Origin of the sequence: Parasedimentitalea psychrophila (assembly GCF_030285785.1) — a bacterium.
GTDB classification, from domain to species: domain Bacteria; phylum Pseudomonadota; class Alphaproteobacteria; order Rhodobacterales; family Rhodobacteraceae; genus Parasedimentitalea; species Parasedimentitalea psychrophila.
In genome coordinates, this window is the sequence record NZ_CP127247.1 from 4,405,038 (window position 1) to 4,429,815 (window position 24,778).

Annotated in this window: 17 protein-coding genes and 4 pseudogenes; 13 read left to right on the forward strand and 8 right to left on the reverse strand. The window is 54.0% G+C overall.

Going from position 1 to position 24,778, the window contains the following annotated elements; genetic code table 11:
• The first annotated feature begins 45 nt into the window (after window positions 1-45).
• On the forward strand, window positions 46-387 hold the full coding sequence (locus tag QPJ95_RS21250) for a Crp/Fnr family transcriptional regulator (RefSeq protein ID WP_286018290.1): 342 nt from the start codon (window positions 46-48) through the stop codon (window positions 385-387).
• Between the two features lie 269 nt (window positions 388-656).
• On the opposite strand, the pseudogene tnpC reads toward QPJ95_RS21250, so the two are convergent.
• The 5 genes and pseudogenes from tnpC to QPJ95_RS21275 all read right to left on the reverse strand — a co-directional run bounded on the left by tnpC (window position 657) and on the right by QPJ95_RS21275 (window position 6,464).
• Window positions 657-2,097, reverse strand: a pseudogene (gene tnpC, locus QPJ95_RS21255) (IS66 family transposase).
• Between the two features lie 72 nt (window positions 2,098-2,169).
• Window positions 2,170-2,513, reverse strand: a pseudogene (gene tnpB, locus QPJ95_RS21260) (IS66 family insertion sequence element accessory protein TnpB).
• Between the two features lie 617 nt (window positions 2,514-3,130).
• Window positions 3,131-3,664, reverse strand: coding sequence for a S24 family peptidase (locus tag QPJ95_RS21265; RefSeq protein ID WP_270921130.1), 534 nt, complete (start codon window positions 3,662-3,664; stop codon window positions 3,131-3,133).
• An 88-nt stretch (window positions 3,665-3,752) separates the two neighbouring features.
• A pseudogene (locus QPJ95_RS21270) lies at window positions 3,753-5,182 on the reverse strand (IS3 family transposase).
• A 325-nt stretch (window positions 5,183-5,507) separates the two neighbouring features.
• Window positions 5,508-6,464: a LysR family transcriptional regulator gene (locus QPJ95_RS21275; RefSeq protein WP_270920930.1), complete on the reverse strand. Its 957-nt coding sequence runs from the start codon at window positions 6,462-6,464 to the stop codon at window positions 5,508-5,510.
• A gap of 79 nt (window positions 6,465-6,543) precedes the next feature.
• On the opposite strand from QPJ95_RS21275, the gene QPJ95_RS21280 reads away from it, so the two are divergent.
• The 6 genes and pseudogenes from QPJ95_RS21280 to QPJ95_RS21305 form a co-directional block, all read left to right on the forward strand.
• Window positions 6,544-7,497 carry a glutathione S-transferase family protein gene (locus QPJ95_RS21280; protein ID WP_270920929.1) on the forward strand — a complete coding sequence of 318 codons (954 nt, stop codon included), beginning with the start codon at window positions 6,544-6,546 and terminating at the stop codon, window positions 7,495-7,497.
• Between the two features lie 35 nt (window positions 7,498-7,532).
• Entirely contained in the window at window positions 7,533-8,450 is a 918-nt protein-coding gene (locus QPJ95_RS21285) for a DMT family transporter (protein WP_286018199.1), read from the forward strand.
• A gap of 58 nt (window positions 8,451-8,508) precedes the next feature.
• The gene (locus QPJ95_RS21290) at window positions 8,509-8,886 is read left to right on the forward strand and encodes a nuclear transport factor 2 family protein (RefSeq protein WP_270920927.1); all 378 of its coding nucleotides are present in this window, start codon (window positions 8,509-8,511) and stop codon (window positions 8,884-8,886) included.
• 1,894 nt (window positions 8,887-10,780) lie between these two features.
• Window positions 10,781-11,632, forward strand: coding sequence for a phosphate/phosphite/phosphonate ABC transporter substrate-binding protein (locus tag QPJ95_RS21295; protein ID WP_270920926.1), 852 nt, complete (start codon window positions 10,781-10,783; stop codon window positions 11,630-11,632).
• 1 nt (window position 11,633) lies between these two features.
• Window positions 11,634-13,595 carry an ATP-binding protein gene (locus QPJ95_RS21300; RefSeq protein ID WP_270920925.1) on the forward strand — a complete coding sequence of 654 codons (1,962 nt, stop codon included), beginning with the start codon at window positions 11,634-11,636 and terminating at the stop codon, window positions 13,593-13,595.
• Window positions 13,596-13,764: 169 nt separating this feature from the next.
• Window positions 13,765-13,915, forward strand: a pseudogene (locus tag QPJ95_RS21305) (DUF4389 domain-containing protein); the annotation flags it as partial.
• 224 nt (window positions 13,916-14,139) lie between these two features.
• Here QPJ95_RS21305 and QPJ95_RS21310 read toward each other — a convergent pair.
• A complete protein-coding gene (locus QPJ95_RS21310) occupies window positions 14,140-15,210 on the reverse strand; it encodes a TauD/TfdA family dioxygenase (RefSeq protein ID WP_270920924.1) in 1,071 nt (356 codons plus the stop codon).
• Between the two features lie 79 nt (window positions 15,211-15,289).
• Here QPJ95_RS21310 and QPJ95_RS21315 point away from each other — a divergent pair, with 79 nt between their 5' ends.
• Window positions 15,290-16,174 carry a LysR family transcriptional regulator gene (locus QPJ95_RS21315; protein ID WP_270920923.1) on the forward strand — a complete coding sequence of 295 codons (885 nt, stop codon included), beginning with the start codon at window positions 15,290-15,292 and terminating at the stop codon, window positions 16,172-16,174.
• Between the two features lie 257 nt (window positions 16,175-16,431).
• Here the strand turns inward: QPJ95_RS21315 and QPJ95_RS21320 are convergent, their stop codons facing one another.
• The gene (locus tag QPJ95_RS21320) at window positions 16,432-17,262 is read right to left on the reverse strand and encodes a helix-turn-helix domain-containing protein (protein WP_270920922.1); all 831 of its coding nucleotides are present in this window, start codon (window positions 17,260-17,262) and stop codon (window positions 16,432-16,434) included.
• A gap of 132 nt (window positions 17,263-17,394) precedes the next feature.
• On the opposite strand from QPJ95_RS21320, the gene QPJ95_RS21325 reads away from it, so the two are divergent.
• Complete coding sequence (locus QPJ95_RS21325; RefSeq protein ID WP_270920921.1) at window positions 17,395-18,927, forward strand: YjjI family glycine radical enzyme; 1,533 nt, start codon at window positions 17,395-17,397, stop codon at window positions 18,925-18,927.
• A complete protein-coding gene (locus QPJ95_RS21330; RefSeq protein WP_270920920.1) occupies window positions 18,902-19,765 on the forward strand; it encodes a YjjW family glycine radical enzyme activase in 864 nt (287 codons plus the stop codon). Before QPJ95_RS21325 ends, QPJ95_RS21330 begins: the two co-directional genes overlap by 26 nt.
• 342 nt (window positions 19,766-20,107) lie before the next feature.
• Here QPJ95_RS21330 and QPJ95_RS21335 read toward each other — a convergent pair whose 3' ends face one another.
• Window positions 20,108-21,010 carry an XRE family transcriptional regulator gene (locus QPJ95_RS21335; RefSeq protein ID WP_270920919.1) on the reverse strand — a complete coding sequence of 301 codons (903 nt, stop codon included), beginning with the start codon at window positions 21,008-21,010 and terminating at the stop codon, window positions 20,108-20,110.
• A gap of 23 nt (window positions 21,011-21,033) precedes the next feature.
• Here QPJ95_RS21335 and QPJ95_RS21340 point away from each other — a divergent pair, with 23 nt between their 5' ends.
• The 3 genes from QPJ95_RS21340 to QPJ95_RS21350 all read left to right on the forward strand — a co-directional run bounded on the left by QPJ95_RS21340 (window position 21,034) and on the right by QPJ95_RS21350 (window position 24,775).
• Window positions 21,034-21,339, forward strand: a complete 306-nt coding sequence (locus QPJ95_RS21340) for a hypothetical protein (RefSeq protein ID WP_270920918.1) — start codon at window positions 21,034-21,036, stop codon at window positions 21,337-21,339.
• 390 nt (window positions 21,340-21,729) lie between these two features.
• A complete protein-coding gene (locus QPJ95_RS21345; RefSeq protein ID WP_270920917.1) occupies window positions 21,730-22,638 on the forward strand; it encodes a ParB/RepB/Spo0J family partition protein in 909 nt (302 codons plus the stop codon).
• A 4-nt stretch (window positions 22,639-22,642) separates the two neighbouring features.
• A complete protein-coding gene (locus QPJ95_RS21350; protein ID WP_270920916.1) occupies window positions 22,643-24,775 on the forward strand; it encodes a transposase domain-containing protein in 2,133 nt (710 codons plus the stop codon).
• The last annotated feature ends 3 nt before the right edge of the window (window positions 24,776-24,778 follow it).

The window sequence follows — 24,778 nt, forward strand, 5'->3', positions numbered from 1 at the left end:
GCCTCTCGCGTGTGCACCGTTGCGAGGCGTGATGCACAGCAGGTGGTGCAAGGAAATCCGTCAATCCTGGCACGGCTGGCCTCGCGCTGCATTTCGGAAATCGATCGCAACCACGACCGGATCATCGCCGCCGCGACAACATCCAGCAAACAAAGGCTGATCGACATTTTGTTGCGGTTGATGAAGGCGCATGGTGAACAATCCGTAGAGTGCCTGCACATGCAATTGCCACTGTCACGCTCTGACTTGGCCGACCTGATTGGGGTGCAAACTGAAACCGTGTCACGCCTGTTCAAACGCATTCAGGCCGACGGAGTTTTTCACGTCTCTGGGCGTGAAATTCAGATGCTTGTTGACCCTTCTCCCCGGCGATCTGGCAGTGGGTGACCCTTGTTTTCTGCCGTGTCCAACGATTTGCGGTTTAGTAGGATGGATATAGCCTCCAACCACTCTGACGAATGCAGCCTTTAGCGATCGCCGAACGCGGCAATCTGGAGCCCCAACGCAACCGGGCCGCGCACAAGCGTATGCTGGACGCACAGATGCTTGGGTTGCTGGTGTCGCGTGCGGCGGCGGAAGGCGTCGAGGCAGAGGGGTTCGAGGTGTTCAAGGTGTTCACAACAACCTACGCCGGATTGATCGTAAGCGTCCGTTGCCTACGTCTTTGGACTATAATTCCACGGCATCAACTCGTCTAGCCTGTTGATTTTGTGGTCAGCGATACGTTCCAGAACCCATGTGAGCCATGCCTGTGGATCGACCTTGTTCAGCTTGGCGGTTTCAATCAGGGTGAAGGCGATAGCCATAGAATTACCACCGCGTTGTGAACCAGAAAACATCCAGTTTTTACGTCCGATGGCGATGGGCTTCATGGCGCGTTCAGCAGTATTATTATCCAGTTCCAGAAAACCATTGTCGAGGTAAGGCCGTGTTTTGGGCATGCGGTTCAAGGCGTATCGAATGGCTTTGGCCAGTGGCGATTTGCCTGATATTTTAGGCAACTGGGCGTGCAGCCAATCTTCCAGATCATCGAAGATAGGTTTTGCATTTTCTTGACGTAGAGCATCACGGGCCTCGGGGGATAGGCCCCGCGCCTGCTTTTCCACGCCATACAATCGTGCAATCCGCTTGATGGCTTCTTCGGCGATGGCAGAACCTTGCGCGGTAAACACATCCACAAATTTGCGCCTGATATGGGCCATGCAGGCCACTTCCGAGACTTTGCCTTCACCAAACACACCATTGAACCCAGCATAACCATCCGCATGCACCCAGCCTTGATAACCGGATAAACATTTGACTGGGTGCTCGCCTTTACGGTCGACTGTAAACTGATACCAGACGCAGGGCGGAGATTGGTCGGACCATGGCCTCTCGTCTCTGACATAGGCCCAGATGCGGGCGGTTTTGGTCTTTTTGTTGCCTGGAGCGAGCATTTTAAGCGGCGCATCATCCGCAAACAGGGATGTGCCATCCTTGACCCGTTTTGCGATGGCATCAGCCAATGGTTCCAGCAGGGCTGTGGATTTCCCCACCCAATCCGCCATTGTCGAACGGTCCAGATCGACACCTTCGCGGGCATAGATTTGTGACTGGCGGTAAAGCGGTAAGTGATCTGCATACTTGCTGACCAAAACGTGCGCCAACAAACCTGGCCCGGGTCTGCCACGTTCGATCGGACGCGAGGGCATAGCGGCCCGGAATGTATTCCAGTTCTTCTGTTATGTCTTCGCCCAGTTTTGAAACGTCACCACCACATTCAGGGCAATCCTCACCAACAGACAAAACCTGTTCAATACGTTCAAGGTGTTCTGGCAACGGCTTGCGTTTGGGCTTTGCCTTTGGCTCAACGGGGGCAGCGAGCGCGGTTTGTTCAACCTCGGTAGCCGCTTTTGCGATCTCTTCATTCTCGGCGAACAATTGCAGTTGATCCATGCCCTCGGATTTTGACCCAAAACGATGCCGGTTAGCTCCGTGCTACTGGTGCTGAAGTTGCTCAACCTTCAGGGTCAACGCCTTTACTTCGGCCGCCAAAAGCTCTCTCACCTGCCGTAGTTCGGCGGGGTCTTCAGGCAAGTTGTCAAGGGCGTTCAGCATGGCCATTCTATACAGAAACGCGCCCGAAATGGGAATCCATATTCGCCCGTATTACTTGATAATTGCACTTGATTATCCCGCCTGCAAAGGTCGCCATGTCCGCTTTGGAATGCGCCAGTCGATGCCTACCAGCAGCATCGCCAGTTGCGCCGAGGTCAGGCTGATCTTGCCGTCTTTTGCCACAGGCCAAACAAACCGGCCATGTTCAAGTCGCTTGGAAAACAGGCGCCTTGGCTGTCCCACCATATGATCTTGAGCAGATCGCCACGCCGTCCCCGAAACACAAACAGATGACCGGAGAACGGATCCTCCGTCAGAACCTGTTCGGCCTTTGCTGCCAGCGTATTGAATCCACGCCGCATGTCCGTTACGCCAGCTGCAATCCAGACCCGCGTATTGCTCGGCACCGGGATCATGATGACAATCCCTTCAGCAAGCGCGCCAGCATATCAACAACAAAACTGCCCTCGGCCGATACGTGGCTCCTCCCGTCGGCAACCGTCATTGTGCTAGAAAGCGACGACCGACAGAAGATATCCGCGCCTTACCTGGCTCTACTCGACGATGGCGTATGGTATTTGATCAATGTTGGTTTCGGAGGGCTAATGGGATCCGTCAAGGGCCTGTACTCGTCGTTCGACGAGATTGAGTTCGATTTCCCCACGCGGGAGCAGCAGTGAAGCGGCCCGGTATCGCCTTCTACTTATCTCGGTTTCTACTTTTCAATTGTGACGGCACTTTCTGACCACACGACGCGCCCTAAAACCTCTACAGGTTCTCGCTGGGACATTGGGATCAAAACTGAATCCGAATTGGCGGCGTAAAGCCCTTTCAAATAAGGCAAATATGGGGTTGGTATCTAGGTGAACGCGCGGAATTGGCGGCAAATCAAGGCTGCGAACTTGAACGAGCCGATTCAAGTTCGCTCCTCTCTTTCAAGAAAGGGCATACACCTTACTTTTCAATAACATAGATGATTTGCGTGACAGAAAATTGGCGCTGGGACTTGAGAGTGATTTCCGGGGTTTTAGTGTCAGAATATGCTTATGACAGCCCGGATGCGGCCAGCGATGCGTATGGTAAGTAATTCTTCATTTGAAACAACCTGAACTGGATAGGAGCGGTTGTCTGCCACAATCGCAATGGTGCGCGGTCGCCCTTCCTCATCGAAATCAGACGGGATCAAACGCTTGATGAATGCTTCCCCGTTGCGGCTAAAGGCATATATGCCTTCATGCAGCGCATACATCTCTGGTGCATGAACTAATGCCAGCGACCCATCGGGAATTGTAGGCACCATGCTGTCGCCTTCAACCCGAACCAAACCGCACAGGTCAGAGTTCAACTGTTGCTGCCCTAGCCATGAGTTGGAAAATGCAATGTTGTCATTATCTTCTCCCTCTATTGCGATCAGACCCTTACCCGTAGAAACGCCGATTTCAAACCGGTAGATCATCGTGAACTCCTGGTCATTAAACCTCAGATCGCCACGGCCAGATTGTTGGTAATCTGGTGGCGCAACCTGTTCGCCCCTTCGACCAGTAAAGCCCGCGCTTTCCGTGTCCATATCGCCGTTCCCGGTGTCCGTCGTCAGGGTTTTTGGAACCAATGGCGGGTTAAACTACTAGAGAGTTCGGCTCATCTGGTTGGCTTCATTATGCGGCGCGTTGTCTGTGATGCAAGCGCCGCGTTTCGAGCGTCTTACGTTTGATCCTTTCCCTTTGTTGTAGAATGGCTTTGTCGCGTCCGAAGTAGACGTCGGCGGGTGTGACGTTGTTCAGGCTCTCGTGGTAGCGGTGATGATTGTAGTGATCGACGAAGGCTTCGATCTGGGCTTCGAGATCACCGGGCAGGAAGTAGTGCTCTAACAAGATGCGGTTCTTCAAGGTTTGATGCCACCGCTCGATCTTACCTTGGGTTTGCGGGTGATACGGCGCGCCACGGCTGTGCTTCATGCCCTTGTCTTGCAGCCATTCCGCCAGTTCCCCTGAGACGTAGCTGGAACCGTTATCACTCAGCAGGCGTGGCTTGTGGACGACATGAACTTGGTCACATCCCGATGCTTCCAAAGCCAAGTCCAACGTATCAGTGACGTCTTGTGTTCTCATGTTCGTGCAAAGCTTCCATGAGATGATGTACCGGCTGTAATCGTCCAAGATCGTGCTGAGATAAAACCAACCCCAGCCGATGATCTTCAGATATGTGAAGTCCGTCTGCCACAACTGGTTGATGGCTGTGGTTTTGTCTTTGAACTCGCTCGCCGCCTTTATAACGATGAAGGCGGGGCTGGTGATCAGATCGTGCGCCTTCAAGATCCGATACGTCGAAGCCTCTGATACGAAATAGCTTTCTCGATCCGTGAACGTCACTGCCAGTTCACGTGGCGACAACTCGGTCTCGTTCAGCGCCAACTTCACGACCTTGCGCCGTATCGCGTCCGGAATACGGTTCCAGACGAGTTTGGGCTTCGGCGATTGATCCTGCAGTCCAGCTTCGCCGCGCTGCAAATACCTATCATACCAACGATAGAAAGTGGTGCGTGGGATGCCCAACTTGGCCAATGTCAGGCGGGCCGACAGATGCGATCCCTCAACCAGCCTGATGATCTCTAACTTCTCAGATGCCCCCTTTCGGCAGATTGCTACGCAATCGCCTGCCGGGTGACAGGTATCTCATTCGCGGCCGTCCCCACCGTCGAACATGCTTTTTTTAAGCAAACGGAGTTCGAGCGTTTGTTCCGCCACAACTTCCTTCAGATCACGCGCTTCACGGCGCAGATCCTTCACTTCGTCGGTGTTTGCAGCGCGTGCAGTATCGCCAGCCAGCCGCTTCTTGCCAGCTTCCATGAAGTCTTTCGACCATTTGTAGTAGATGCCTTGGGAAATGCCCTCACGACGGCACAGCTCAGCAATGCTGTCTTCGCCACGAAGGCCATCCAGGACGATCCTGATCTTCTCTTCGGATGAGTAATGCTTGCGCCCCTCTCACACATGCTGCGCATGTGCTGCCGGGCAGGGGTGGCCCGCTTGATATCTTTGACGATCTTCTCGCCAGGGCTTTTGCCTGTTCCAGTTGTATGTCTCATGTTCCACTCCTCAATGGTTACGATGAGCCAGAAACACTCTCTTATCAAATAACGCTATTTGGACCCATAGGCGCTGACGTCAGACACCTTTCGCATTGCTGACATTCACAAGAAGCGCTGCATTTGGACAGTGGGATTAGCGGTAGAGCGAACAAATGCGGACTCTCATAGCAGCTGCGCCATTTTCTGAAGCTGCGGCCCCGCCCTACCGTTGGACGATAGGTCTTTGCCTGGAGCTGGTAGCAGTCCGCTAGGAAAAATAGTGCGCTAGCAAGGGATGACGAGCAAACTTAAATATTCGGTAGCTTGTGGCGCCAGCTTTCCCTCACATATCCAACAGACCTACTTCACAGTCCCAGTATGGCGTGGTGCTGCCAATCTGGTTGATGAGATAGTCCACGAAAATACGGACTTTCGCTGGCATGTGACGCCGTTCCGGAAATACCGCGAATAGTGCTTGCTTCGGCATCGGGTGGGTGGGCAGCAACCGCACCAAACTACCCGCAGCAATAAACGCACCGGCAATGAATGTCGGCAACCGCCCGACCCCCAAACCATCAACCAATGCGGTACATAGCGCTTCGCTGTTGTTGATGCGTAGGGAGCCGGTTGTCCGGACGCGGATTTCACCGTCGGGACCAAGGAATACCCAATCCAGTGGATCGCGGGAATAGGCGTAATGCAGGCAATTGTGGTTTGTCAGACTGTCAGGTTGCGTCGGCTCTCCATATTTGACGAGATAGGACGGAGCGGCGACAATCACGCTGTAGATCGGGGCCAGTCGACGGATGATCAGCGTTGAGTCTGGCATAGTGCCCGCACGGATTGCCATGTCGTAGCCCGCTTCGACCAGATCAACGATCCGATCATCCATTGTAATTTCGAGCGTAATACCCGGATGATCCGTCAGAAAACCTGCAACCAATGGAGCAATGTGCAAGCGCCCGAATGACATTGGGGCACTAATCTTGAGGTGCCCGACCGGCTTGCCCTGCAATGCCGCCACCGCGTCCTCAGCCTCGCGCGCAGCGCCAAGGGCTTGCGCCGCATGTGCCAAATAAATTTCACCCGTCTCGGTCAAGGAAATGCTGCGCGTAGAGCGATGAAATAACTGAGTTCCCAACCTGGCTTCCAAAGCCGAGATACGCTTACTGACTGCAGACTTTGTGATCCCAAGCTGACGCGCTGCTGAAGCAAAGCCACCGGTCTCTGCGACCGCCACGAACACGGGGATGGCGCTAATTTCAGTCAATTTGATCTCGCATTGGTGAGTTTTTCTCATCGGTTGGTTTCAGACTTAGCGGATTATCACGCATCGGGAAACCTCGTAATTTAGTTGCAGAACATTGAAAGAGGTTCAGATGCCCAAGATGCTGATCAACGGAGTACTTCGTGACAAGCCCGCCCAAATCGACGGGCAGTTCCACAGGATGCCTAGCGGCTTTCGCAATCAAATTGATGCCAATCCCGGTTCAAAACATCCGGCGGCATTGGACCGCTATCACCTTTACCTTTCGAAAGCCTGCCCATGGTGCCACGGAGTTGAACTAGTCCTGATCCTGAAAGGCCTCGCCGAAGCGATCAGTATTACCTGGATGTATCCGATTTCGTCCGAGGATGGTTGGGTGATCGACCAGTCAGCCTTTGACGGGAACGATGGCGTGCCGCGCGACCATTTTCTGTATCAGGCCTATCAGCGTGCTGCGCCTGATTACACCGGTCCAATCTCGGTGCCGGTTCTGCTTGATAAATCCACGAGCGAAATTATCAGTACGGAATCTGCCGACATCATGCGGATGCTCAATTCCGCGTTCACCGACGTCGACGCAACAGGGCCAGACCTCTACCCAACCGCACTTGCGGATGAGATCGACCTGATCGACTCAATGATTCAGACGCCAATCCGCGATGGCGCTTATCGCGCCGGATTTGCAACGTCGCAAACTGCATATTGTTCTGCTGTCATCGCTCTGTTTGATGCACTCGACGACATCGAATCCTTACTGGGACAGCGGCGCTATCTGGCGGGCTCGACCCTCACCGAGGTTGATCTAAAGCTGTTTCCGACGCTTTTACGGTTTGATCCGGTCTATGTCACCCACTTCAAAACGGACCGAAAGCGGATCGCCGACTATCCCGCGTTGAGCCGGTATCTTGCGGATGTCCTGCAGTATCCGGGCGTGGCACCGACAATCAATATGCCGCACATCCGCGCCCACTATTTCCAGAGCCACCGCCACATCAACCCAACGGGTATTATTTCCATCGGACCAGAATTGCAGGTCATGGCGATCCCGACGAAAGGAGCATCCTGATGCCCACTGCTTTCAAAAATCTGCCGCCAATACTATTGATCATCACGATTGGGGTGCTGGTGGGCGTTAGCTTCACGCTCTCCAAGATTGCCGCCATGGCCGGGGTGCCACCCTTGCTCGCGCTTTTCCGACAGCTCTTGGTGGCGGGTCTTTTGCTGCTTGTGGTTGGCATTGCAACCGGGCGGCGCTTGCCGCTGACGCGCCAGCACGTCTTTTATTACTTGGGCGCAGGTATCTTGGGTGTCAGTGGACCGGCTCTGATTGGCTACACCGTGCTCAGCCATGTCTCCACAGGCTTCTATTCGGCGCTTGTGACGCTTTCACCGCTGTTCACCTTTGCCATCACCGCTGCGGCGGAGAGGCGCATGCTGCCTTTCCATCGTCTGGTCGGAATCCTTGTCGGACTTTCTGGTGTTAGCATTGCGACAATGAAAGGCTTTAACTTCGACAGTACTGCGACGGTCTGGATTATCTTGGCGGTCGGCGGACCGCTGCTACTTGCTTCGGGCAACGTCTTTCGTAGCCGAGCCTATCCGCCGAAGGGTGATCCGATGATGATGGCTACCGGGGCGCTGTTGTCGCAGCTCGTGTTGATCTGGCCGGTGCTGGCGTTGTCGAGCGCGGCGCAACCGGTATCCAGCATCGCCTTTGGTCCTGAAGCCGCCATTCTTGGCGTCGGGCTGATCACTGCTGTCACCTATGTTCTGACTTTCGAGGTTCAGCGCCGGACCGATGGCATTGGCTTTGCACAGGTCGGCTACTTTGCCACTCTTTCTGGAATTGCCATGGGCGCGCTTGTCTTTGGCGAGACTATTCGGCCCGCACTCCTGCTCTCTCTCGCCGTAATATTTCTGGGGCTAGGTATTTCGAACGGCCAAATCAAAAGCCCCGGGCAGCTATGGTTTATGCTTCGGAGCCTGGCCACCAGGTGGATAGCAGGCATCCGGGCCTGAGCCAGTGCACCCTGGGCATCAACCAACCTACACCCCGTCCACCAAAAGGAGAAGATCCATGCAAATCACTGCAACAAACACCACCCCTCACATGAAGCTGATTGCAGGCCTTTATTCAGCTGTCGATGCGATGAATGCCACAAGCATAGTCAGCTACGTTACTGAAGACGTAAACTTTCGCTTAGGTAATTTCGACGCTCTGGTCGGCCGAGATCCTGTCAAAGAAGCAAACGAGGCCTTCTTTGAAACAATCTCAGCCATGCGGCACACTATCACCGATATCTTGTCCGAAGGTGAAACAGTGTTTTGCACCGGGTCAGTACACTACACGCGGAAAGACCAAAGCGGGCATGAGGTGCCCTTTGCTACACGATTGCAGCTACGCGACGGTAAAGTCGCAGACTATCAGATTTACGTAGATATTTCAGGGCTTTAATTTCAATACTGGTTGGTCGGCGGTGTTGATCGCCGACCCAATCCTTGGTCAAAAAATCTAGTCATTGGCGGACTTCAGAAAAGGGTAATCAGGTATCTGCGCAGGCTTCTGAGACCCAGAACAGAAACGCAAATTCGCTGCCAGTCGAAGGCCCGCTTCCGGAAGTTGCACCTGATTGGTTCGCGACGGCAGCGAAGATCGGTTATCCGCCCTTAGTGTTGGATGCTGCACTGCGCACCAAGGTCGTAAAAGGGCTGAGAGTGTGAATTCGCTGCGGAGAGGTCCAACGGCCAGTAAGGGCAGTTCTTGACAATACCGCGGGCGGGAAGTGACCCGATTGCTGCATCTGGCACATTCCGTCACAAATGACGGATAACCGTTTGGTCCCAATGGCGGCCGCACGCGTGTTTAAAGCGTTGAAGACGGAACTATAGAACGGGTTTTAAACACCGTTCAAACACCGTTCAAGGAGGTTGTCAGAAAGCCGATTAAAACGATTTGAGCCGCCACCCGATTGGCTACTGCAAATATCTGTGTCCCAAAACGCCGATGTGGTACCGTTGGAATTTGAAGTTAGGCCCCCCCACGGTCAGCCGCCCAGGGCCCATCGTCCAGAAAGGCCGCGCAATTTCGGTTTGAGATTTTGACGTGCTTCCAACGCACTGGTAGTGACCTCTGTCAAAATCGCCGCTAAGGTGCCCAATATCCAAAAACGAGTGTTGTTGGACACTTATTATTGCAGTAACCGGAAGAGCCCGGAGGATGCCGGAAGAGCCCGGATAAATCTTGCAAACAAGGGGTTTTGTGACGGTGAACCGCATCCCGGGCAGGTTTGGTGAATGTCCTTCAAAACAGCTTAAAACGGGCCTTTAACGCCGTTTGACCGATATTGGGACACCTATCTTTGCAAATTATTCTGACCTCTCTGCGAGCCTTATAAATAAGGTTGATCGGCCATTGTAACCGTCTCGGCACCCCGGCAAGCGCGCTTATTCTAAGGGTCGGTACTGGGAAATCCTGCGCCAAGTTTGTTCACGGCTTCCAAGATAGGGATTAGTCTAAAAAATTCAATGCCATAGAGGTATTTTAAAAGTTCCCTTACGTGCTGGAAGTGGGAAGCGTTTTTGGGGAAAACCGACACCTGGTGCTCCCATCTGGGATCCGAGCACGGCACTAAATTCTAACACTGTCATCCAATAGCGGCCATTCGAACGACACCCAGAAAACTCCGAACTAGCGCAGTCAGCGAACAATGCTGCTGCCGCAGAGTTCCGTCAGTATGGGCAGAAAGCGGTAGTTCGCTGCGGTGTGCACCAATGGCAGCTAGGTATGAATGCGATCTGTGCAAACAGGTGAGATTGACCCATTTCTACCTGTTACAAGCATTTAGCTTAGCTTGCCGCGGTTACCGCTATCCTTTGATTTTACGGGATCTCCAATAATTGGATGGTCTTCGTGTTTTCAGCAGTAGGATGTCAAAATTTCGTGGTGGAAACAAGGATTTGAGCCAACATCCGGGTCACCGGATTTTCACTTTGAAATCCTCAAAGCCTTGATTTTATCAAATTAAATGAGCGTGTCATCTAATGTTCGTGACACTTCGAAAATGATTTCGAGTTCAACGGCCCCCCAAGTATCAATATTGTTCTTCAGTTTCCTTCACGTACCTTTAGTACATTCTATGGTAGGCGGCAGTTCAGAGTTGCGAGTTTGTGAAGATGGAAACAAGCCTATCAGGATGTTGTCAGCGATTGTGCTTATGGCCCCCTTTAAATATTCCATGGGCAGATGCCAGTAGGTGCCAGAACCCCTACGTTACGAACCTATTGCTTGTTGAGAGGCCACAGAGATGACTGTTAGGTGCTTCATTCTAAAATTGTGCTTATGTATCAGCTTGTTATCAGGCAATACCGCCCTTGCAAGGCCGCTAGTCATAGGCACGATTAGCGACGAGCCGGTCAAAGAAATTCGGGCATTTCTGCCTTTTGCCAAGTACCTAGCTAAACAGTTGGAAACATTCGGGATCGACGACGGAAAAGTTGTAATTGCACGGGACATCGACCACATGGCCAGCCTCATTAACAAGGGAGAGGTTGATCTCTTTGTTGACAGTCCTTTGGTCGCACTGGCCATCATTGGGAAAACAGGATGCCGGTTGTTAGCCCGAAGGTGGAAAAAGGGTATCGCACAATACCATTCCGTTGTTTTCGTTCGACAAGACAGTGATATAGATTCGGTTCATGACCTTACCGGTCGCATTGTCGCATTTGAAGAGAGCTACTCATCAAGCGGGCATTTGCTTCCACGAATAACCATGGAGAGGATGGGAGTACCATTGACGCAATTGCTGAATCTCCAATCCAATGTACCCACAAAGCAGGCTGGATATGTGTTCTCTGGAGATGATGAAAGCACGATGGAGTGGGTTTTACGCGGCCGTGTCGATGCTGGTGCCATGTCTATGGCCAATTTCGAAAATCGGGTCGCGACCAACTGGAAAGAGCTGAAAATAATTCTGAAAACCGCAGGCATTCCTCGCCATTCGGTTAGCATTTCCTCTGAAATTTCGGGGCCTTTATCCTCTGCCATCGAGGCCGTATTGTTCACCATGCAAGATAGCGAAGATGGGCAGAGTGTACTGGATAGCTTTGAAAACACGACCAAATTTGACCCAATTCCAAAGGAAACGATGGCGCTTTTGGATCTTTTCCAGATCCCCGTTTTGGCCCTGGTAGGCGAGGAATAAGTTGTTTGAACTTCGGACAAAACTTGTTGCCTACACCATTCTGGTCGTCCTCGCTGTTGCTGGGGGCTTATCCACGATTTCGATTGCGTTGGACCACAAAAATTCGCTTGCCGCATTCGAAAGAAAGGTAACAGCTCTGGCCAGAACTCTAGGTGAAGCCGTAGTGGAATCGGTTTATGATTTGGATATCAAACTCCTGCGGCAGCAGGTGACCTCCGTTTTGACAAACAATGACGCCAAGACGGCCTTCATTTTGGATGCTGAAGGTCTGGTGCTGACCGATGGGACGGAGGAAAATCCCCTTCGTGGTATCCGGATTGTGGACCCGTTCGCAAATCGCGTCCTGACGGAAAAAGCCTGGTCAGCACAACACCAAGACGAAAGAATTTTGGTCGGGGGGCCAATCTTACTGACCGAGGGAGTTGTGCTCGGCTTCGTCTATCTTGATTTTTCGACTGCAGAGCTAAATGCACGAATGATTGGACAAATACAGCAGACACTTATGCTGTCAGCTCTCTTCGTCCTCATCACCTCATTTATCGCAATTGCAGTGGCTAGGCAAATCACCCGACCGATCAATAAACTGACTGATTTTGCGGTCAGGGTAAAGGAAGGAAGCAGTGATCGTGAAGTTCCAGATTGTGGAAAAGGTGAAGTAGGTCGTCTTGCACAGTCATTTTCCAGTATGCTGATGAACCTTGATAAGTCCAACCAGGACCTTCGGAAACTGACCGAGACGCTGGAGGAGAGAGTCAGAGATCGCACTCAGGAGGCAGAGGCAGGCACAAAAGCCAAGTCCGAATTCTTGGCAACAATGAGCCACGAAATCCGTACTCCAATGAATGGGGTGCTGGGCATGGCATCGCTGCTAGAGGAAACCAATCTGGACAAAGAGCAGCAGTTGTTCGTTCGCACGATTTCAGAATCTGGGGAAGCGTTGCTGGTCATCATCAATGACATCTTAGATTTTTCCAAAATTGAAGCTGGAAAAATCCTTTTGGATGAAGAGCCATTTAATCTGGAAAACCTTGTACAGAGCATCCTGAAACTTCTGTCTCAGAAAGCCTCTGGCAAGAACCTGAACTTGGTGATGGACTACAGTCCTGACATGCCGAAGGTCTTGGTTGGAGACGAAGGACGTATCCGGCAAATCATTACAAACCTAATTGGAAACTCGGAAAAATTCACTATGAACGGCAGCATTCGTGTTGTGGTGTCAGGATCCTCCGCACACGGCGTCTCATCGGTGGAAATCGCTGTACAGGACACCGGTATAGGCATTCCAGAAAGCAAACTTGCAAAAATATTTGAAGGGTTCTCGCAGGTGAATGCCAGTAGCAACCGCAAGTTTGGAGGAACCGGATTGGGCCTTACAATTGCCTCTGACTTGGCGAGCATGATGGGCGGCGACATTCAAGTTCGCTCAGAAGTTGGAAAGGGTTCAACATTCACGTTCAGATGCCTTTTGAAAACATCCAAAAATGCAGAATCCTCACTTCAGGTGACTGAGAACAATTTGATTGATCGGATCAACCCAGAACTGACCAAAGCGCCCCTCAAAGTTCTGATCGCAGATGACAATAAAACCAACAGGCTAATTGTCCAGAAAATGCTTAAAACAACAGGCACGGAAGTCATTTTCGCACAAGATGGCAGCGAGGCGGTGCAACAGTTTATCAACCACATTCCCGGACTTGTATTTATGGACATTTCGATGCCCAAGTTGACTGGCATTGAGGCAACTATGGAAATCCGGTCCTTTGAGGCAGAAAACGGAATGAACGCCTGCCCGATTATTGCCTTGACCGCCCATGCCATGAAAGGTGACAGGGAGAAGTTCTTAGAGCAAGGGATGGATGGATACATTAGCAAGCCGGTTAGAAAAGATGAGTTAATTGAGTTGGTCGTATTTTGGTCGCGGGAGCGAGATAGTAGACAGAACTTGGAATGCAACTCAGCATAGTTCGATTTCATTAACCCCATCGCTGTTCTTGATCTTTTATTTTCCCTTCGTTCTGAAACGGTTTTTCACGCCGAACAGAAAATTTATTCCCGAGATAAATCGGGCAACACGGGATGACTTTTATTGTTAGGATATCCGCTCCTCAGTTGAGTGCTCCTTAATCAAATAGCGATTTGTTATCATGCTTGTTAACAACAAACACCCGAACGGACGACTGGCGGGTTCAGGCACCGATTCGGGCATCTGGATAGCCTAAAGCGGCCCGTTTCCATACAGCGGCAAGCGACGTCAAACCTTGGCCTTGGACCGAGCTATATTAGGTTCAAAATCTGGCAAAATGCTCACCATCAAACGACATCCTTGAGCCCTAAGCGAGCAATGCTGCACCAGGCACAAGTCGTCACTAAGGGCGGTGGGCTGCCCTTCGCTGCGCGACGCACCAATGCCTCCTGTGCGGGCTTAGATGCCCTTGAACATTTTTGCGCCAAGGTCTGCTTCCAGAAAACAGCCAGCCATGCAGCTCATGGCTGGCCCGCGTTTGATCCTAATCGAGCGGCGCGTGCAGCTTGGTCTGAGTGGTGATGATCCCACCACGGTTGCCGATCTCGATTGATCCATACCGCTCTTTGAAACAGGTCGGCAATGGACGGTCGCCCTTTATTGAGAGCCAAAGACGCATCAGGTGGCGCCGCTGGCTGGGCTCTGGCCAGTCGAGGAATCCGGTCCGGTCGTGCAGCTGCGAGTGGTTGTATACAAACTGCATGTCACCCGGTTCTAATTGCATCCCAAAACAAAGCGCGGGATCATTGGCCAGGGCATCAAACATATTCAGCGCTTCGATGTGTTCGGGAGTTAGCTTCATGGCGCCCTCAAACCGCTGGGCGCTGTCGATATATTGGCGCTGGTAGAAGACAGTCAAATATCCCGCGTGCCAGCTAAGAACTGGAATTTCCATAAAGGGCTTTGCCCCTTCGGGGATTTCTCCTCGGCGATCCGTTGCGATTGGATCAAACAGTTTCTCCAGCAGGTCTGGACGCTGCTGCTTCATCCGGTTGTAAATCGATTCCGCACTGACCAGCAGGGATTTCCCACCTTCCTTGGCGCCGCGGATGCACAGCAGACCAACGATGTCCGCACTATCGGTGTGAAAAGTCTGGCGGTCGCAGGTCTGGTAAATACGGCTGTTGGGGTCGTTTGCATCCGCCCCGATGTCACGAACATGGCCCAGAATATGCCCGTCTGCGTTCTGCGATCGGGCGCTTCCGACATGTGCCCCGATGCCGCAAAAAATCGTCGCGGCAAACGCCTGCGAATAATCTGCGATGGGAAGCCCACGCAAGACTTCGAGCCCGACGCCCGTCAGAAGTTGTTGCTTCAGGTGCTGTATATGGGTGCCAAACGTCGCCAGCGGAAAGGTCTCTTTGCTGATTTCACCGACATCCAGCTCCAGGCTTTGGAAATGCTGTGCGGCGGATTCGAGATCGCGGACGTCCGCTGCCGTTAAATGGTAAAGCCAGGTGTCCGGCGCGTTCACCATGTCTTTGCCCAACCATGCAGAAGGTCCGGTGATGGAAGCGGGAAGCATGTCCATGTTTGGGTTGGCTGGGTGTTGCATTTGAATTCCTCATATTGGCACCGATAGAATTCACTACTGGTATTGCTCTGCAAAACAAAATGACTAGAAGTCATAGTTGATGACGACCGAACCCTCTCTTCCTGTGCTGCGCGCCCTGCAGAGTCTCCAGACAACGGGCAGCGTATCCCAAACAGCTGTCGCTTTGGGGGTCACCCAATCTGCGGTCAGCAGGTCGATCAGCAAGTACGAAAAAGCCATAGGATTGCAATTGCTGCGCCGGGGTGTGCGGCCGCTGACATTGACCGAAGAGGGCCTGTTGGTCGCCGCCCATGCCGCTGAGATTGATCGCTCGATCCGAACGCTGAGTGAGCGGCTGGAGACCCTGAAGCAGGGCAAAGAAGGTGCGGTCCGCATCGGATCTTTTGGGCCATCAGCTTCGTCGCAGATTCTGCCTGCTCTTTTGGCCAAATTTGCCAGGCGTTATCCAGGCATTTCAGTAAGCATTCTGGAAGGCTCGGACGACAGGACGCGAAAGGATTTGGTCAACGGAAATGTGGACATTGCCGTGCTTGGGGATCGGATTGATGAGTTTGACGCGATACCAATTGCGACCGATCAATTGGTTGCGCTGGTTCTGGAGGGATCACCCCTGTCGTTGAAACCCGCCATCGCGCCCCTCGACCTGGAGGACGCACCCTTTGTGATGACCTTGGCGGGCAGTGAGCCGGTCATTGAAAAATGGTTCGAAGCAGCCGCGATCACTCCAAACGTGAAGCACCGGATACAACAGACACATTCGATCCTTGCTCTGGTTCGGGCTGGAATGGGGAATGCCATTGTCACGTCTCTGTCCTTGCCAGAGGACCTTCGGGGTATCGTGGTGAAGCCGTTGCTTTTGATGCCAACGCGCAAAATCTATTTTGTCAAAAAGCCCGTTTCAGTGAGTTCCAAGGCCGTCAGTGTTTTTTGGGATTTTCTAAGTCGTACGATCTTGACGTCTTAAACTCGTTGGGACCCGACATTCGCTGCGACTGAATAACGAACAAACTGAAACGGAGAAAGGGCGGGCCCATGAATTTGTTGCGATCTGAATGAGCCATTGATGTGGGGTATGAACTGCCTTTCGGGCAAACTCATCAAAGGCCTTGCTCTGCTCAAATGCGAAGGCCGTGGTTCTTTGAACTCCGTTCCCGCTTTGTAAAACCGGGTGTTTCAGCTGCCGTGGCCAGCACAGGAAAACCCGCCATAAGGGTGAATAATCTATGCCCGCGCATTTGCACGGAACTGACGTGGCGAGAGACCATTTGTGCGAGTGAAGTCTCGGCTGAAATGAAATGGGTCGCTGTAACCGCAGCGCAAGGCGATGCTTGCAATATCATCACTGGTTGCGACCAGTAGGTGGCGCGCCAGGACCATTCTTTCTTGCCGCAGCCAGTTTTTGGGAGTGGTGCCGCTCACGGCTTTGAACCGGCGAAACAACTGCGACGGGCAGAGCCCTGCGATGTCTGACAGGGTGGAAATGTCCCACTTGCGGGAAAGGTCGTCGCGCAGGTGCCGCATGACCTTGGATACCGGGTCAGAGCCGCTGTCGACGATCCTGGGACGTCGCTTGAAAAACAGATCTGACGCAATCTGGGCAAAGCTTGCATTTGTCACGGCCTCGGCAGCGGAATGTCTTTCGGCCAGCATCCGCACGATTTGGTCGAAACTGGGTCGCAGATGGTCCATGTCGGCGATAACGGGCTGTTTCGGCAAGCCGATCAATTCATGCAAGTGGTCCAGGCCATATCCCGACAAGCCCACCCAAACATAACGCCATTCCTGCCCTTCAACCGCGCCGTGCTGGTATTTCTTAGAGGTGTCTAGCCAGGCAAGGTCGCCTTTTGCACAGGGGAATTCACCATCTGCCACCTTGATGCAGCCCTGCCCTGACACCGTTAGGATCAGGGTGTGTTCGTGGTATTGTCGGCGGACCATCCCATCGCGCCTTGAGACACAGGTGCGCCCGGCAGCGGCAATGGCATAAGGCCAGGGTGACGCTAAGGGCCCGGCGTTGTGAAAGAAGACCTCGGATTTGGTGAAATCAGCCATGGATGCGGTTTTTGTCCAGCTTAATGCGCGTATTCGCTATTCTAAGCAGGTTTCTTTGCGAGTATCATCATATTTGTGCACATTTCGTGCAGGTGCTGTGCCCACCTGCCACCGTGATCAAAGGACTCCGATATGCCGAGTGAAACCCCACACATCCGTCACATCGTGAACGACCCGACCCTAAGTTCGGCGCAAAAGGCCCGTGCCCTGTCTTTGGAGGCTGAAAACTCGCTGCCTTACCCTGCCTTGGACAGGGAAACCCAAGACGCGCTGGAGGCGCGGTTGATTTGTGACATGTACGAGGGGCACGCCCCTTATAAGCCGCGCTATGTGCTGCCGGATTACGGTGTGGTACTGAAAAACGGCAGCGAATGGCTGGAACTGCCGGTGCCACAAACACTGGACGAAGCGATTCATACTCTGATGATCGCCTATCACCATGTACCATCTGTGACCGCCATGCCGGTCTATATCGGTCAGCTGGACGATTTGCTTTTGCCGTTTTGCGACGGTGTGACTGACGCGGATCTGTATCAGCAAATCAAATTGTTCTGGCGCTATCTGGACCGAGTGCTGCCAGACGCATTCATGCATGCCAATATCGGCCCCACAGACAACCGGGTCGCCAGAATCATCCTGCAGGTCGACGCCGAGCTAAAGCAGATCGCTCCGAACCTGACCTTTCTTTACGATCCCAAAATCAGCAGTGACGCAATCTTGCAGGTGGCAGCGTCGAACATCACCAAGTGCTCCAAGCCCCATATCGCCAACCATCCGCTGCATGATGAAGTGTTCGGGGAGCGTGGATATGGTATTGTCAGCTGCTATAACGCGCTGCCACTGCAAGGCGGGGCTTCGACGTTAACGCGGATCAATCTGGCAAAGGTGGCCAAGCAGTCGGATGATGTTGAAGATTTCCTGACCAACAAGCTGCCCCATTATGTCGACCTGAATTTCCGCCTGACCGAAGCTCGGATCGACTATCTGTTCAACCAATCGGGGTTCTTTGACAGCTTCCTTGTGACCGAGGGCTGGCTGGATGAAACACGATTTACCGCCATGTTCGGCATTTTCGCAATGGCCGAGGCGGTGAACGAACTGCAAGACAAAATCGGCGCAACGGGGCGTTATGGCCATGATGCACAGGCCAACGCACTCGGTTACAAAATCTCCGCCCTATTGGATGGGCTGGTGTCCAAGCGCCCGATGAAGAACGTTTGGAAGGGCCGTGCGATGCTGCATTCGCAAGCCGGGCTTTCCACTGACACCGGTTTCACCCCTGGCGTACGCATCCCTTATGGCACCGAACCCGATCCTGTGACCCATGTGCTGGCCCTTGCTCCGCATCATCAATATTATGGCTCGGGTGTGAGTGAGATTTTGACGCTGGATGAAACCATCAAGGCAAACCCAGAGGCGGTTACCGATCTGTGCAAAGGCGCCTTTGCGAAAGGGTTTCGTGAGTTTACCGCCAATGTAGGCGGCAATGATCTTGTGCGGGTGACGGGCTATATGATCCGGCTATCTGATGTCGCACAGTTTCACGCCGAACAAGGATCGCGAACCAACACCACCGCCCTTGGCGCCGAGGCCTCCAAGCAAACCTTGATCCTGCAACGCAAACCCCGAGTGGTCGCAAATGAGCTCCTTGCAGGCACAAATTAGTAAGATCCTGACGTGGTCCTGCGTCGATGGGCCGGGCAATCGGATCGTGCTGTTTCTGCAGGGATGCAATTTCAATTGCATCACCTGCCACAACCCGCACACCATCGGGCGGTGTAATGATTGCGGAGATTGCATTGCGGATTGCCCGACGGATGCGCTGATGCTGGAGGGTGGTAAAATCCGGTTTGACCCGGCGCTTTGCACCCATTGTGACGCCTGTCTTGCGGCCTGTTCGATTAATGCCAACCCGATGGTGCAGACCTACAGTGTTCACGACATTCTTACTCTGCTGGGCAAGCATAAGGACTTTGTTTCGGGCATCACCGTGTCAGGCGGCGAGGCCACGATGCAGCTGCCGTTCACAAAGGCCCTCTTTACCGAGATGGGGCGCGATCCGGCGCTGGCACACCTGACGCGGTTCATTGACACAAACGGCTATTTGGGCGCTGCGGCATGGACGACGGTGCTGGATGTCACAGATGGTGTCATGCTGGATATCAAGGCCTTTGACTGCGACACCCACCGGCAGCTAACGGGACGTGACAATGCGCGGGTGTTGGACAGCGCAAGGATGTTGCACACCGCCGGAAAACTATATGAGCTCCGCTATCTTATGGTCCCGAGCCAAACCGATACCGCCGGTGAAATCGAAAGCTTGATGGCTTTTACCCAATCTCTGGAGGGCCCGGTTCGAGTTCGGCTGAACGCCTTTCGCACCCATGGAGTGCGGGGAGAAGCCGCAGCTTGGCCTGCAATGGAACGCGAACAAGTCGAGGCGGCAGCACGTGCCCTTGCAGAAAAAAGCACTGGACCGGTGATATTGCCCGCACTCTGGTAGTTAACCTCAAAAACCTGATGGGTGCAGAAACTTGAGGGAGGGAGGCCTTGAGATTCTCACACCTAATTCCAGGGAAACTTCCTTTTCTGATCGCCTGACGAAAACAGCGAGTGACCGTGGCCCCAACTGCATTCTTTAGTTTTCAACGAATGCTCACGACCCATTTCTATGTTTTTGCCCCGGTTCGAACCCTATGTGGCATGTGGTAAATTTAGCTCATTGTTACCAATTACTGCAGTGGTCACGAATGGCTGCTGAGGGCCGAAAGCACCAAATGGGCTGATCCGAGCGAAGTCCAACAAAGATCCGCAATTTGGTCACTCCTGCTCATCACAGCGGCCGTCAAAGATCTGCGATGACACACCTCACACGCCCAACGATGCGGATATCCGCCAATCTTTCGCCCGAAATAGTTTCAGGGAAGATGGACGGATTGTCACTAACAATGACCAACGCCGCCGGTTTGTCATCTTCGGTCACACCAACAGGCACAAGACGTTTGATATAGGCCTCGCCATCCCGTCTAAAATCATAAATACCTTCGCGGGTGCTTCGCATGTCAGATATGTCCACCAGGACAAGTGAGTCGCCGGGGATAGTAGGAGACATACTGTCGCCGTTCACCTTGACCAATACGCACAGATCGGCGGCCATGTTATGCTTGCGCAGCCAAGACCGCGAGACCGCAATGTGATCAGCCTCGGCATTCTCAACCGGGATCAGTCTCGCCCCATCTGACAAGCCAATGTCAAACCGGCGGACAAGCGTGAAATTATTCAATTTAGACCGGTCAACTTCCTGGATTGCGCGTTCCCCCTGCCCCGTCCAACTGTCCCTGGTGGCTTTGACCGAGTCTTGGAGAGCCTCCATTTCGGAGCGGCGCGCGTCTTCTATGTTTTTGGTTACGGCCTCACCTTCGGCCTCATGCATCCGCTGGAGAGCTTCCATTCCAGGGCGAAAAGCCTCTTCCTTGGCCTTAGTATATATATCGTTCATGGCCTTCGATATCTCACGCCTCTCGCTCACTCCCGTTAGCACGTAGAGAACATCTACACCTGCTTTTGCAGCGGCCATGAAATACTCTCCATCCGGAGATCTTCGTCCTGCTTCATAGTTGAGCTGTGCATTCTTTTTTACGCCCACAAGAATACCAAAATCACCTTGGTTAAAACCAAGTGTTTCGCGTTCCTGCCGTAGTCGAAATCCCAAGGCATCCAATTGAATACATAGCGTGCGTAACAACATCGGAACGCAGTTTGCGAGGCACTATGATCGAAAAGCCATTCCCATACCAGCCGGGCGTGATCCTGTATGACGTAATTATCGGCCTTTTACGGACCCGTGAAACCACTTTTTCCGCGTGGTGTAAGGAGTTACAGATCGGGGAAAGCTCGGCCCGCAATGCGCTATATGGCCAGTCCAGCGGCCGCCGAGGACAGGAACTGCGGGAAAACGTCATTGAACGCGCGGGCCGCGATCTAGTCGAACGGGCCTATTCAGAACGCGTGAACCAACATGCCAGCAGCGTTGCCGAAGCGTTGCAGTCCCGGTTGCACCCCCGGAGGGCACCATGACCCCCTACACCCCTTCCAACCACGCCCCTGCTCGGGCCCAGTTGGGCAACTCCCTCGGCGGCCATGGGGATGCGCCGCTGGGGGCTTTTTATTCTAGCCCACCACTCGCGGAGACGGGCCCTAGCACCTGCACATTGATGCAGAGACGCTGGGGCCAAGACCGGCGCGCCTGGTTTGCAACCTCCCTTTTCTGGCTCGGGGAGATCCTCGGCGCAGCCAGCCTGTTCATAATTCTCATTTTCGGACTTTTGGCTGGAGAAATTTTCAGATGAATATTGGTGAACAAATACAGGCTCTTGCTACCATAAAACTGGCCCCACCAGGGGGGCAGGATCGGTCATTTGAAGTGTTCTCCCCCACCCGGTAATTTTTCATTTAGGAGCATCCCCCATGCGTCCCCCACGCCTGATTGAAGTTAAAGAAATCCCGCTTGATGACATCGACACGTCGAACCGGCTGCGCCCGGTGTCGGAAACGGCTGTCAAAAGCCTGACCCACTCGATTGAGCCCCTTGGTCTGCAATCCGAGATCCAAGTCCGCAAAATCAAGAAAACCGGCAAGCTGCGGCTGATAGCCGGCGGCCATCGGATAGCGGCGTTTCGCGCCCTGGGCCACGCTGAAATCCCCGCCAAGATCTGGGACTGTACCGAAGATTGGGCGGATCTGGCAGAGATTGACGACAACCTGGCCCACGCCGAGTTGGATTTTTTGGAAAAAGCTGTCTTTTTTGCGCCCCGCAAAGAGGTCTATGAGAAGGCCTACCCAGAAACAAAACAGGCTGTTGGCACCGAACTAGCCGCTAAACGCTGGAATGCGGCGGACACAATGTCCGTCGCATCCTTCGTCACCTCAACCGCCGACAAAATGGGTGTAGATGAACGCACAGTACGCCGTCTTGTTGCAGCGGGGAGGTCCCTCGGACCCCGCGAGATCCAAGAGCTCCGCGACGCCCCTAAGAAGGTCTCGCTTTCAGACCTGCAGGAGATCGCCAAATGCTGCTCCCCCACGGATCGCTATGACATTTGCCGCGCCCTAGGCGACGGCAGCGCCAAATCGGCCAAGGAAGTTCTGGCCCGCAAGAAAGCCCCCGGCACGGCCGTAAAAGATCCGATTGAGGCTGCGCGGGGCAAGTTAAACGACGCCTATGCACGGGCCCCAAAAGAAGCCCGCCGACGGTTTGTTGATGATCACCGCGACGAGCTGCTGGAACTGTTGGGCGAAGAGGCCCCTATCGAGAGTGGCGAAGCCCCCGAGATAGACGCTGAGATCGTTCAGTTCAGCACCAAAAGGGCGGGGTGATCTGATGAGCGTCGTTGAACCCAAACAAATCTGGTGGACAGCCGAAGAGCTGGCGGCGTCTGGCCTCCCCGAACTGCCGGGCAGCAAGCGGGGCATAAACTCACTCGCTGAACGGTTCGTCTGGCGTTGCATTGAAGGCTGCGCCAAGCGCAAGGTCGGGCGTGGCAGCGGCTGGATTTACCACTGGTCGGTGTTGCCCCTAGCAGCGCGGCGCAAGCTGCTGACCGAGGCCGCCGAGGCCCCTGACGAGCGCCCGGATCGGGGTGCTGCCTGGGCGATGTTTGATAGCCTGCCGGAAACCGCAAAAACTAAGGCCAGGACCCGGCTGACCGCCCTGCAAATGGTGGATGGGCTGCATCAGTCTGGCGTCACCCATGTTCACGCCGTTGCCGAGGCCGCGCGCCAATGTGGCTCCTCTGCCCGTAGCATTTACAACTGGATCGGGATGGTTGAAGGCGTCGCGCCAGAGGACCGCCTGGCCTACCTGGTGCCGCGCAATCGGCTGGCTCAGCGAAAGCCCATCAAAGCGCCCTGCAACCAGGCCTTTATGGACTATTTGAAGAGCCTTTATCTGCGCCTTGAACAGCCGACATATGCCCAAGTTTACCGAGACGCCTGCGCCAAGGCCAGGCATGAGGGCTGGGATGTCCCGACCAACAAGACGGCCAGGCGACGTCTGGACGCCGAGGTGCCGCGCGTCACTCAGGTCTTTGCCCGAGAAGGCGAAGGCGGGCTGATGCGTTGCTTCCCAGCCCAGATCCGCGACCGATCTACTCTCACCGCCCTGGAGGGCGTCAACGCCGATTGCCACAAGATCGACGTCTTCGTGCGCTGGCCGGATGGCACCATAAACCGGCCTCAGATTGTCGCCTTTCAAGACCTGTATTCCGGCAAAATGCTAAGCTGGCGCGTCGACAACGACCCCAACAAGGTCATGGTCATGGCAGCCTTTGGAGAACTTGTCGAAACCTGGGGCATTCCGCGCCATTGCCTGTTTGATAACGGCCGCGAGTTCGCCAACAAGTGGATGACGGGCGGCGCCCCTACCCGCTTCCGGTTCAAGGTGCGCGACGACGACCCACTTGGCGTGTTGCCCCTGATGGGAATTAAGTTCCACTGGGCCACTCCGGCCCATGGCCAGGCCAAGCCGATTGAACGCGGTTTCCGGGATTTTGCATCGAGCATTGCCAAGGACCCGCGTTTCAAAGGCGCCTACACCGGCAACCGCCCCGATGCCAAACCCGAGAACTATGGCAGTCGCGCTGTGCCGCTGGACACCTTCCTGAAGGTAGTTTCCGAGGGTATTGCCGAGCACAACGCCCGCCAGGGCCGGTTGTCTGCCACGGCGCGGGGCCGGTCCTTTGACGAGACCTTTGCCGAGAGCTACGCAAAAGCCCCCGTCCGCAAGGCGACAGAAGATCAACGCCGCCTTTGGCTGATGGGTCAGGAGGTTGGCAAGCTGAACAGGAACAGCGGCCAGTTCCAGCTCTATGGCAATTTCTACCACTCAAACTGGATGTCTGAGCGCACAGGCGACCGGGTTGTGGCCCGGTTTGATCCCGAGGATCTGCATTCCGGCGTCCACATTTATGAGCTCGGCGGCTCTTACCTGGGCTTTGCCGAATGTCAGCAAAAAGTCGGGTTCTTTGACGTTACAGGCGCAAGGGAAGCGGCGCGCCGCAAACAGCGGATTAAGAAGGCTCAAAAGGAGCTTCTGAACGCCCATCGGCCGCTGTCGATTGAAGACATTGCCGCCGACATGGATGCCCGCGCGCCCGACCTGCCGGCTCAACTGGTGGCCAAGGTTGTGAAGCCTGTTTTTAGCAAAAAACCGGTCACAGTTCCACGCCACCAGGTCACGTCAGATCCGGCAGTGGTTGAGGCCCGCAAGGCCTTTGAGAGCCGCGTAGAACAGAGGAAGAAATCAGATCCAAAACCCAAAGCGGTGGGGCGGTTTCAGCCAGCATCAACACCCAGAGAGCGGTTCCGGGACGCCAAAGACATCATCGCGAAATCGGAGGCCGGGAAACGGGTTGGCAGTGGCGAGGCCGACTGGCTGCGCAGCTACATCGAGCTGCCCGAGTATCGCGGTTTTCACAAAGTAGAGCAATTTGCAAAGCGGGACGACGCCGGTTGAACG